A 10,697-nucleotide genomic window follows, 5' to 3' on the forward strand; every position below is an offset into this window, starting at 1 on the left:
CGACGCCGTCGCCATCCGATCCACCACCCGCATCGACGCGGTCCACGTGACCGCCGGTGCGGCCCGCGCCCGAGCCGCGCGAGCGCCGCACGCCGTTGCCGCGCCCGCCGGGCGCGCCACCAACCGAATTCAGCTGGAGAAAGACCGTGTTTACCTGCCGAAACCAGAGCTGCGGCACGCAGTGGGAGACGTCCGACGTCGTCATCAAGGACGAAGGCCAGGGGCTGCTGTTCCGCTGCCCGCTGTGCGGCGCGCGCAACTATCTCGAACGCTTCGAAGACGACGAAGGCACGGTCGTCTACGAGCAGTTGGAAGGCCGCCCTTACCTCGGAGACCTGGAATGACCCAGCCGACCGCCACGCCCTTCAGCGCGCTGCAGCTGACGCCCGCCGCGCTCGCGAACCTCGCGCAGCTCGGTTACGTCGACATGACGCCGATCCAGGCCGCGAGCCTGCCGATCGCACTGGCCGGCCACGACCTGATCGCGCAGGCGAAGACGGGCAGCGGCAAGACCGCCGCGTTCTCGCTCGCGCTGCTCTCGCGCCTCGATACGCGCCGCTTCGACGTGCAGGCAATGGTCCTGTGCCCGACCCGCGAGCTCGCCGACCAGGTCGCGCAGGAAGTGCGCCGCCTCGCGCGCGCCGAGGAAAACGTGAAGGTGCTGACGCTCTGCGGCGGCACGCCGATGCGCCCGCAGGCGCAGAGCCTCGAGCACGGCGCGCATATCGTCGTCGGCACGCCGGGCCGCATCATGGATCACCTCGACCGCGGCAACCTGAAGCTCGACGCGCTGAACACGCTCGTGCTCGACGAAGCCGACCGGATGCTCGACATGGGCTTCTTCGACGACATCGCGAAGGTCGCGCGGATGTGCCCGACGACGCGCCAGACGCTGCTGTTCTCGGCAACCTATCCGGACGGCATCGCGAAGCTGAGCCAGCAGTTCCTGCGCAACCCGAAGGAAGTGAAGCTCGAGGAGCGCCACGATAACAGCAAGATCCGCCAGCGCTTCTACGAAGTGACGGAAAACGAGCGGCTGCATGCGGTGGGCCAGTTGCTGAACCACTACCGGCCGGTAAGCACGATCGCGTTCTGCAACACGAAGCAGCAGTGCCGCGACCTGCTCGACGTGCTGCACGCGCAGGGCTTCCACGCGCTCGCGCTGCACGGCGAGCTCGACCAGCGCGAGCGCGACCAGGTGCTGATCCAGTTCGCGAACCGCAGCTGCTCCGTGCTGGTGGCAACCGACGTCGCCGCGCGCGGGCTCGACATCGCGCAGCTCGAAGCGGTGATCAACGTCGACGTGACGCCGGACCCCGAGGTGCACGTGCACCGCATCGGCCGCACGGGCCGCGCGGATCAGGACGGCTGGGCGCTGAGCCTCGCCAGCATGGACGAGATGGGCCGCGTCGGCGGGATCGAGCAGGCGCAGAAGCGCGAGGTCGAATGGCATCCGCTCGCAGAATTGAAGCCGGCCGACGACGGCGTGCTGACGCCGCCGATGGAAACGCTGCAGATCCTCGGCGGGCGCAAGGACAAGATCCGCCCGGGCGACGTGCTCGGCGCGCTGACCGGCGATGCGGGATTCGACGGCAAGCAGATCGGCAAGATCAACGTGACCGAGTTCTCGACCTATGTCGCGATCGAACGCGGTGTTGCGCGAGACGCGCTGCGCAAGCTCAATGCGGGGAAGATCAAGGGCAAGCGGGTCAAGGTCCGGTTGATGGACGAGGAGTGATCTCAAGCGGCGCGGCTGCCACGGCAGCCGCGCCGTCGCATTACCCCAGCTCGGGATACCCGTGCGCGGCCGCGTCCTCCGCAAACCGGGCAATCGTGTCGTACGCGCCCGGCGGCAGGCGCTCGAATCCCTTCAGCCGCAGCACACCCGCCCGTTCCGGATCGAGCGCGACCGCGTGATCGAGCGCATCCTGCAACGCCTCCACCCGCGCGCCTTCCAGCGCCTTCGACGCAATCAGCGGCAACCCCGGCGCCGACGCCGTCATGCCGATGATCCGGATCTCGTTCAACAGCTCGGGCAGCGCATCGCGCACGTATGCGAACGTCACGCAGTCGAGCGCCGCGCAATCGGCGTCGCCGCACGCCAGTGCGCGCAGCACGTTCAGGTGCGAGCCGAACGACACGGCCGATCCGAAGAAACGTCCGTCAGGCGCATACGGCGCGACCGCATGCCGGAACGCGTTCATCCCGCTGTGCGAATCCGCACCATTGAACGCGGCGCGCAGCCCGCGACAGGCAGCCAGCGTCGTCGCGCCGCCCGCATGCACGCGCGCCGATACGGCGAGCACGCTGCTGTAGCGCGCGCCGTCGCAGCCCGGCGCATCGAAGGCCGGCGTCGCGATCAGGTGCACGGCATCGCGCAATCCGAGCATCCGGTACGGATAACCGCACGTTTGCGACAACAGCAGGTCGTCGCGCCGCCACAGCGTGTGCAGATCGCCGAATGGCTCGTCGAGCAGCACGACGCCGGCAGGCCCGCCGGTGCGCGCGAACGCATCGAGCGCATCACGCAGCAACGCACGCCACCGTGCGGCGTGGCGCGGCGTCACGTTGTACATCGGCAGTCCGGCGATCCATTGGCTCATGCGCGCATTCTACGCATCGGAAGTGCCTTCGAGAAAGCCCGTTCGCTTGCGCTTCGGTGGGAGCCGATGCGCGGCGGGGGACGTCAATGCTTATCGGCCGCGCAGCGATAAGCAAATGCGAATTGCTTGGTTGGCCTGACTACGCGGCCCGGGTAGCGTTCCCGTGTCGCGATTTCGTCGGATGCTGCTTTCGCGACTGACCGCAAGCCGCGACGCATGTCGGCCAATCGCATCGCGCCCCGTACCGGCGCGATCGTCCGCTACCCGCATCACCCGTTTCATCCCGCCCCAGCACCATGGCCGAATACTTCGACGTCGACCACGCACACGCGATCGCCGCGCTCGACACCCGCTTCACTGCCCGCACCGAATGGCCGACCTGGCTGCTGGTCGTCGCGATCTACGGCGGCTGGCTCGCCGTGCTGCTGCTCGTACGCGCCGGGCGCCTGCCGCTCGCGGCCGCGACGCCGCCGCTGATCCTGCTCGGCGCGTGGCACATGTCGCTGCAGCATGAACTGCTGCACGGCCATCCGACGCGTTCCGCGTTCGTGAACCGCCTGCTCGGCTATCCGCCGTTGACGATCTGGTATCCGTACACGCTCTATCGCGACACGCACCTCGACCATCACCGCGACGAGGACCTGACCGTGCCCGGCGTCGACCCGGAAACGAACTACGTGTCGCGCGAACGGTGGGCACCGTTGCCGAGCTGGCGTCGTGCGCTGACGGTTGCGCGCACCACCTTCGTCGGACGTCTCGTGGTCGGGCCGCCGACGAGCGTCGCCGCGATGTTCGCCAACGCGTTCGGCGCATTCCGGCGCGGCGACTTCCGCTATCTGCGGATGTGGATCACGCACGCGGCCTGCGTGGTCGCTGTGCTCGCGTGGCTGCAGTGGGCGATCGGCGTGCCGTGGTGGTACTACCTGCTGGCGGTCACGTGGCCGGCGCTGTCGCTCGCGATGGTCCGGTCGCTCTTCGAGCATCGTGCCGCACGGCATCCGAAGGCGCGCATCGCGATCAACGAAGCCGGTTTCGCGATGCGGCTGCTGTACCTGAACAACAACTACCACCTCGTGCATCACGACCTGCCGAAGCTGCCGTGGTACGACCTGCCGCGCGCGTACCGGATGCGGCGCGACGCGTATGCGGAAAAATGCGGCGGCTTCGTGATTCGCGGCGGATATCGCGAACTGCTCACGCGCCATGCCTGGACGCCGACCGATGCGCCCGTGCATCCGTTCGATCAGGGTACAGCGTCGCTGTCGACCGGCAGCGGCGCGAAAGTGGCTGCGGTCGACGGGTATCTGCAGATCAGTACGTAGCGCCCGATCGCACCTCGCTTCCTCGTGAAGCCGCCCGATTCCCCACGACGCACGCGCATAGCCGACGCAGCACGCATTCCTTACGAAAAGCCGACAACACCGATCTGCGTCGACGAATTGCCAATTCCGTCGGCAATGCCCAGAATGACGGCTCGTCCGGGGCTTCCAACAATCATTCGCCCCGGCCCTGCCTCCCGGCCGCGCGCCGCACTCCGCTACGACGATGCAACCGAACACCTCGCCCGGCGCGATCCGCTCGATCGGCAACGACTGGTCCGTCTCCGCGATCACCGCGGGCTTTCTCGCGGTGCTGATTTCCTACGCCGGCCCGCTCGCGATCTTCTTCCAGGCATCGCAGGCCGCGCATGCGTCCAACGCGATGGTGACGTCGTGGGTCTGGGCGATCTCGATCGGCGCGGGCATCTCGGGGCTATTCGCGAGCTGGAAGCTGAAGGTGCCGATCGTGACCGCGTGGTCGGCGCCCGGCACCGCGCTGCTCGTCGGCCTCTTTCCGCAGCTGACGCTGAACCAGGCCGTCGGCGCGTACATCACGGCCGCGCTGATCATCCTCGTGATCGGCATCACCGGCTACTTCGACCGGCTCGTGCGCCACATTCCGCGCGGCATCGCCTGCGGGATGATGGCCGGCATCCTGCTGCCGTTCGGCATGCACGCGTTCTCCGCCGCGACCGCGCAGCCGGTGCTCGGGTTCGGGATGATCGCGGCGTACGTGATCTTCAAGCGCCTGCTGCCGCGCTACAGCATCGTGCTCGTGCTGCTGACGGGTGCCGCGCTCGCGACGCTGCTCGGCATGACGCATCTCGGCAACGTGTCGCCAAGCGTCGCGCGGCCGATCTTCATCGCGCCGGAATGGACGCTCGGCACCACGCTCAGCCTCGCGCTGCCGCTCGTCGTCGTCAGCCTCACCGGCCAGTTCCTGCCGGGGATGACGATCCTGCGCGTGTCGGGCTATCACACGCCCGCCCGGCCGATCATCACCGCGACCAGCGTGATGTCGCTCGTCGTCGCGTGCTTCGGCGGGATCACGATCGTCGTCGCGGCAATCACCGCGGCGCTTTGCACCGGCAAGGACTCGCACGAGGATTCCGACCGACGCTACATCGCGGGCATCGCGAACGGCGTGATCTACCTGATCGGCGGGCTCTTTGCGGGAACCATCGTCACGCTGTTCTTCTCGCTGCCGAAAGCCTTCGTCGCGATCCTCGCGGGGCTCGCGCTGATCGGTGCGATCGGCGCGAACGTGCACGGGATCTTCGAGGACGAGGACCATCGCGAAGCATCGGTGATCACGTTCCTCGCGACCGCATCGGGGATGACCTGGCTCGGGCTCGGCTCCGCGTTCTGGGGGATCGTGATCGGATCGGTCGCGTATGCGGTGTTGAGCAGGGTGCGGGGGCGTCGGGGGGATTGAGCAGGCGCACAGTTCCGCCGCACTCAAACACTCGATGCAATGCCGGCTCGGGCACGGGATCGTCGGATCTCTCGATTCGGTTCACCCAGTGCGCGGATCAGGTCAGATGATGTCCTTTGCATTTCGAGGATCGTCACGACGACCGGCCAGTCAGCCACTACCTCGATGTGTCGCGACGAGCGCCGCTGACCAGCAAAAGCTGATCGACAAGCTCGAGTTTCAACGGCTTGTCCGCGTCGAGCTTCTTCTTTTCGATCACATACTTCCACCCGTCACCGTTGCCCGGATTGCGGTAGAACGCCACGATCGCGACGTATTTCGTATCGGCCTGCATCGGCTGTGAAAGGCTCGCCGACGCTCCCGGGTTCAACACGGCGGCAAGGTTCGTCTGCAGGTCTTGCGCAAGCACCGTCCGGTCATTCTTCAGCAGGTCCTCGTAGGACGCGCCGTCGAACATTTTTCGATCTTTCAACTGATACACGCGCACCGCAACCGATGTCGCGCGACCGGCGTCGTCGGGGTTCAACGCCTCCCGGGCAGACAGATCGACGTTGAGCACCTTGACCTGCTTGAAGAACACCGAGCGATACGCGCTCGTCGAGGCGTCCGAGACGGACTGCCAGGCGCCGCATGCAGACAGCAGCAAGACCGACAAGACGGTTGAAATGGCGAAACGAATGGACATTGATACTCCTCGGCAATACATGGTGTCGGTCACGAGCGTATTGGCGTCAAGCGTCGTCGGCCCGACGCAGAGCGCAAGCCGATAGCATCAAAACGAATGCAACGGCTGAACCGACAAATCTGAAGGTCATGGGTCATTCCTGGTCAAGCATGCGATGCGGTAAGGTGGGGATTCGGCGCGGGCGCGGGAAAAGCCTCGTACACGCCCAGCGCAATATTGACGATACGTTCCTCGTCAGCGGGCAGCACGGTGGTCCAGCCGAGCCGTGGCGCGGGCCCGGCGTTTCCATGACCAATCGCCGGCTCCAGCGTGTATCGCGACGACACTTCCATACGCAGGTGTACGTCCGCCTTGACACCGACATATAGCTGCACGAAGGCCATCAAATCGCGATGCAGCCCTGCACCGGGCAAGAGGTCCTGCGCCTGCCGAGCATCCGCGGGACGCAACGTCACCCGTACCGCCCGGCTTCGATACGCCATCCGCTTTCCCAATACGTAACCGCCGCCCAACCCGCCACGTTGACTGGTTCCCGCTTTCCCGACAGCAGTCCCGGCCGCGGTGAGCGGCCGCGGCCGCCCCGTCGACGTCACGACCGGCCAGAACTCGTCGACCCGGACCTCAACTCCCGGGATGGCCAGCGCAACGACACCTGCGAGCCCTTCCGGCGTGCGCGTGCGCTGAATCAGCAGTCCCAGCAGCGCCAGCATCCGCGAATCGGGCAGGCCGGCGCGCTTCGGCTTGTCGCCCCAGCCGAACCCGGCCAGACACAGCAGGTTGCGCGAATGCGCGTCGATGCCGCCAGGCCGGAAGTGCTCGGGATAGCGATACTTCCGCCAGGCGCGATACAGCAACGTGACATACCGGTGATTGAACTGGTCGAGGAACGCCTCGACGGCTTCGTGCCCTTCCTCGCGCAGCACGATTTCGTCGATCATGTGCGCAGGCATCGCCGCATCGACGCCGTACAGCCCCATGAAAGTCGTGCGCACGGTCGGAGGCGATCCAGGCCCGAATGCGTCCGACCCATCGTCAAACTCGACCGACGCGATTTCACTCGCCGGAAAGCCCATTCGCGGCCGCGGCCGGAAGCGCACCGGTTCATGATCGAGCGCATCCCGTGTGCCGAAGCCGGGCTGGTCGGGAAAACGCACCTCGAGCAACCGGCAAAGCTGCATGAAGTTCATCCGCGGTGCGCGCGCCAGAAGCGAGGCGACCAGCGGATCGAGATTCGGGAAGTCGTGCGCCTTCATAGCGGCGCCCGCTCGGCCTTGCTGCGTGGCCATTCGATCCGGGCCTGCGACGGCATGCTGACGATCGCGAGCTTCGTGAACAGGTTGATGTCCGCGTAGAGCGCGAAGAACCGATGCAGAAGCTCGCCGAACAGCATCACGTCACCGTCCCCGGCGAACGCATGGCTGTCGAGCGTGACCTCGATCAGCACGCCCCGCTCGACCGAACCGCCCGACACCTCCTCGATCAGCGCCTGTGACACCCACAGGATGCCCGCGAGCCGTCGACGGTTCAGCTCGTCGTTCGTCCAGTCGTAGAGCGCGAGCGCCCCGCGCAGCACTTCCGCGTCCATCATCGACAGGAAATTCGGCGCCAGATGCGACAGTACGCGCCACTGGAACCGGTCTTCCGTCGGTGGATACAGCGGCAGCGTCGGCGAGACGAGATTGCGCACCCCGGCAATGTTCTGCGAACTGGTCGCGATTTCGTCGAGACTGGCTTCCCGTAGCCCCTTGCGTGGCAGCATTCCGTTCGTGCCGGTCACGCGCAACGACAGGCTTTCCTCGGGCAGTGCATCCATGGTTTCCCATGCATGGCCACCAAGCACCACCCACGTTTCGTGCAACCCGGCCGCACCCGAGCGCACGCGCGAATGGAAATACCGCTCCGGCGCCTCGTGGCGCAGCATGCCGCCGCGGTGACGGAACGTCGCAAACGGCACGTATTCATATCGCTCGGCCGTTTCGTGGTCGAAAGCCTCGATCGCGTCGACGGAATACGTTTCGACATGCTCGCCTTGATGGCCAGCCGGCACCACACGATATTCGGTTTCGTGGTGATCGATCTCGATCGGCTCGGCGTCCAGTTCGAACAGGTTGATCACGGGCGTGCAGAATAGCCGCACGTTTTCCGCGCTGAAGCGCTGGTCCGACGGATAGGTCTGCGTCAGCACAATCTCCAGCTCGAACCGGGTGGTACGTTCGGGCAGCTTCGTGACGTCCAGTCCGCAAAGATCGACAAACAGGAATTTCTCGCGGAACGTGAAGTACTCGAGCAGCAACTGATAGCCGGAGAAGGCCGCATCGGCCTTCGGCCACAGTCGTTCCTCGGTCGAGAAGCCGGCCGGCTCGATCGTGACACCGGCGAGCGGCATCGCCTCGCCGTCGCGGATCTCGGGAATGCGCAAGTGGATCGTGTCGACCTGGCGCGTGAGGGCAAGGTGCATCGCAAACGCCGTCGGCAAATCCGCGTTCAGGTGCAGGCGCAACCGGGACAGATCCGTTTCCATCCGGCGCGCCGACCCGCCAAGCGAGAAACCGAGCCGGATCACCGAGCGGCCATCGTGACGCACGGCCGGCCCGGCATGCGTCACCGTGACCGGTTGCAGCGCGACCGCTTGCGTGGTCCGGTAAACGCACTGCACGGTTTTCGGCGACAAACCTTCCGCGCCCGCGGGCGGCGGTACGACGATCGGCGCGGAGCGTATCGATACGCCCGCCGGCACGATTTCGGTCTTCTGAAGTTTTTCCGACAGCGAGATGAGTTCCACGACCGACAACGAGGGAATCATTCGCAAGTAGTGTGGCCATAGCAGGCTGACCAGCCCTTCCGTCAGCTCCGGCAACTCGTCGTCGAGCTTCTGCCGAAGGCGCCCGGTCAGGAATGCGAAACCCTCGAACAGTCGCTCGACGTACGGATCGCGATCGCCGACACGGTCGAGATTGAGCAGCCGTGCGCGATCGGGATGCGCCTTCGCGAATTCCTTGCCGGACTCGCGCAAATAGCGCATTTCCGCTTCGTAGTAGCGCAGGATGGGATCGTCGTTTGCCATGGATTCTCGTTACGAAAGAGTCAGCGCTCGAGCCGGGTCGAGCACGGTAAGTTCCGCCTGCAGTTCGCCGATGCGGCGCGCGAGCATCGGTTTGTCGGCATCCTTGCGGTTGCTCGTCGCCTTCAACGCTCGCACGAGTTGCTGCTTGACCTCGAACGCCAGCGCGGGCTCCCAGCGCATCACCGGCAGCGAGCGCGACGATGTGTCGAGTTCGACCAGCAACGCGAGGGCGGTATCGGGTCGACCGGCATGATCGGCCAGGCGCGCCATCACGAGCCGCTGCAGGAAGCGGTGACGCTCGGTCTTCATGCCGGGCAGTGCATCGAGCCATGCGAACGCGGCCTCGACGCCATCGCGCGCGACCAGCTCGCGAGCCTGCGCCTCGATTTCCGGCCAGTCGCCGGCATCGCTTTCGCTATCCGCGGACACGGGCAGCGGCGCAACGGTCTCGCCCGCTTCGAGGTCGCGCACGACGGCGTGCCGGGCGATCCACTCGAGCGTCGTGTCGTCGGAGAATGGCGTGCCGTCGCTGAACGAAAGCCGCTCGACGCCCGGCAATCGCTCGAGAAACAACGCAAAGTCCGCGCGCAGCAATTCGCTCCACGTGTGGTAGGGCGCGCCGACGTGATCGAGCGCGACGTGCTGGAAGTACTGCAGGTCGAACCAGAGATGATTCACGCCTTCCATGAACGCACCTTCGACGCGCTCGAGCAGTTCGTGCCACTGCTTCTGCAGCACGAGCCGCTTCATCTGCTGGCGCAACTCGGCGCGCGGCGGTGTCAGGCGCGTGTGCAACGCGGCATCCGACGGCGGCACATCGTGCAAGGTGTCCCACCGAACGCTGCGTGCGATACGCACTGACGGCAAATAGCCATTTTCCTGATCGCGCAGCCATGCCGACATCGCGCGGGCCTGATCGAGCAGATCGCGCGCCGATGCGATCGATCCGCTCGATACGCTAGTCGAAGCGGACATCTGCGGCATCGCCATGTCCGGGCTCACGTTGCGCACCGGTTCATCCTTGTTCCCGAAGCGGGACGCAAGCGGATGCAGGCTCGGACGGGCGGCATCGGGCCACGCAGCCGTGCGGGTGACGAGCACGTCGAGCGCCGCCATCGCGCGCTCGAGATCCACGGGGGCGAAGTCTCCGCGACTGTCCAGCGTCTCGATCATTCGCGCGGTCGACAGCATTTCCAGCGCCGCCCGCTTTGCCTCAGCCCGGGCAGGCAGCAAGGTCTCGCCGAACCGGTCGACCAGTGAAGCGGCCAGCTCAAGTCCGTCGGCGAACCCGGCGGGACCATCCTGACGCAGCCGCGCAAATGCGTAGTAACCGACCAGACGCAGATCCTTTCCGGTTTCCTTGAGAAGCTGTTCGCATGCGCGGATGATCAATCCGTCGTCGATTCCGGACAGCTTTGTCGCTTCGTCCTTCAGTTCGAAGAATGCATCCTCGTAGCCGGGATCGCGGCCATACGCGTGCTCCCCCGGTATCGGGGCAAGCCATGCCGCCCAGGTATTGCGGCGCGCTTCCTGCAGCGAATCGATGCGTGGACCGCCGACGAGTGTCTTGACGAAATTGGCAAGTGTCATG

9 protein-coding genes are annotated in these 10,697 nt (G+C 65.9%); 4 read left to right on the top strand and 5 right to left on the bottom strand.

The window, feature by feature from the left end; all coding sequences use genetic code 11:
• The first annotated feature begins 146 nt into the window (after positions 1-146).
• On the top strand, positions 147-344 hold the full coding sequence (locus DIE15_RS17935; protein ID WP_057926444.1) for a hypothetical protein: 198 nt from the start codon (positions 147-149) through the stop codon (positions 342-344).
• A complete protein-coding gene (dbpA, locus tag DIE15_RS17940; RefSeq protein ID WP_057926302.1) occupies positions 341-1,738 on the top strand; it encodes an ATP-dependent RNA helicase DbpA in 1,398 nt (465 codons plus the stop codon). The genes DIE15_RS17935 and dbpA overlap by 4 nt, the downstream gene beginning before the upstream one ends.
• Before the next feature lie 40 nt (positions 1,739-1,778).
• Here dbpA and DIE15_RS17945 read toward each other — a convergent pair whose 3' ends face one another.
• On the bottom strand, positions 1,779-2,603 hold the full coding sequence (locus tag DIE15_RS17945) for a phosphate/phosphite/phosphonate ABC transporter substrate-binding protein (protein ID WP_124833964.1): 825 nt from the start codon (positions 2,601-2,603) through the stop codon (positions 1,779-1,781).
• 296 nt (positions 2,604-2,899) lie between these two features.
• On the opposite strand from DIE15_RS17945, the gene DIE15_RS17950 reads away from it, so the two are divergent.
• Positions 2,900-3,925, top strand: coding sequence for a fatty acid desaturase (locus DIE15_RS17950; protein WP_124833965.1), 1,026 nt, complete (start codon positions 2,900-2,902; stop codon positions 3,923-3,925).
• A 223-nt stretch (positions 3,926-4,148) separates the two neighbouring features.
• The gene (locus DIE15_RS17955; RefSeq protein ID WP_124833966.1) at positions 4,149-5,357 is read left to right on the top strand and encodes a benzoate/H(+) symporter BenE family transporter; all 1,209 of its coding nucleotides are present in this window, start codon (positions 4,149-4,151) and stop codon (positions 5,355-5,357) included.
• A gap of 157 nt (positions 5,358-5,514) precedes the next feature.
• Here the strand turns inward: DIE15_RS17955 and tssJ are convergent, their stop codons facing one another.
• The 4 genes from tssJ to tssA all read right to left on the bottom strand — a co-directional run bounded on the left by tssJ (position 5,515) and on the right by tssA (position 10,696).
• A complete protein-coding gene (gene tssJ / locus DIE15_RS17960) occupies positions 5,515-6,042 on the bottom strand; it encodes a type VI secretion system lipoprotein TssJ (protein WP_242431803.1) in 528 nt (175 codons plus the stop codon).
• A gap of 143 nt (positions 6,043-6,185) precedes the next feature.
• Complete coding sequence (tssG, locus tag DIE15_RS17965; protein ID WP_124833967.1) at positions 6,186-7,328, bottom strand: type VI secretion system baseplate subunit TssG; 1,143 nt, start codon at positions 7,326-7,328, stop codon at positions 6,186-6,188.
• The gene (gene tssF / locus DIE15_RS17970) at positions 7,292-9,106 is read right to left on the bottom strand and encodes a type VI secretion system baseplate subunit TssF (protein WP_124833968.1); all 1,815 of its coding nucleotides are present in this window, start codon (positions 9,104-9,106) and stop codon (positions 7,292-7,294) included. The genes tssG and tssF overlap by 37 nt, the downstream gene beginning before the upstream one ends.
• 9 nt (positions 9,107-9,115) lie before the next feature.
• Positions 9,116-10,696, bottom strand: coding sequence for a type VI secretion system protein TssA (tssA, locus tag DIE15_RS17975; RefSeq protein ID WP_124833969.1), 1,581 nt, complete (start codon positions 10,694-10,696; stop codon positions 9,116-9,118).
• Position 10,697: the final 1 nt, after the last annotated feature.

The sequence above is a fragment of the Burkholderia sp. Bp9031 genome, assembly GCF_003857965.1.
Lineage (GTDB): Bacteria > Pseudomonadota > Gammaproteobacteria > Burkholderiales > Burkholderiaceae > Burkholderia > Burkholderia ambifaria_A.

Coding starts and splice junctions, on each gene's coding strand:
- dbpA (WP_057926302.1), top strand. CDS start 341: ATGACCCAGCCGACCGCCACGCCCTTCAGCGCGCTGCAGCTGACGCCC.
- DIE15_RS17945 (WP_124833964.1), bottom strand. CDS start 2,603: ATGAGCCAATGGATCGCCGGACTGCCGATGTACAACGTGACGCCGCGC.
- DIE15_RS17950 (WP_124833965.1), top strand. CDS start 2,900: ATGGCCGAATACTTCGACGTCGACCACGCACACGCGATCGCCGCGCTC.
- DIE15_RS17955 (WP_124833966.1), top strand. CDS start 4,149: ATGCAACCGAACACCTCGCCCGGCGCGATCCGCTCGATCGGCAACGAC.
- tssJ (WP_242431803.1), bottom strand. CDS start 6,042: ATGTCCATTCGTTTCGCCATTTCAACCGTCTTGTCGGTCTTGCTGCTG.
- tssG (WP_124833967.1), bottom strand. CDS start 7,328: ATGGCCACGCAGCAAGGCCGAGCGGGCGCCGCTATGAAGGCGCACGAC.
- tssF (WP_124833968.1), bottom strand. CDS start 9,106: ATGGCAAACGACGATCCCATCCTGCGCTACTACGAAGCGGAAATGCGC.
- tssA (WP_124833969.1), bottom strand. CDS start 10,696: ATGACACTTGCCAATTTCGTCAAGACACTCGTCGGCGGTCCACGCATC.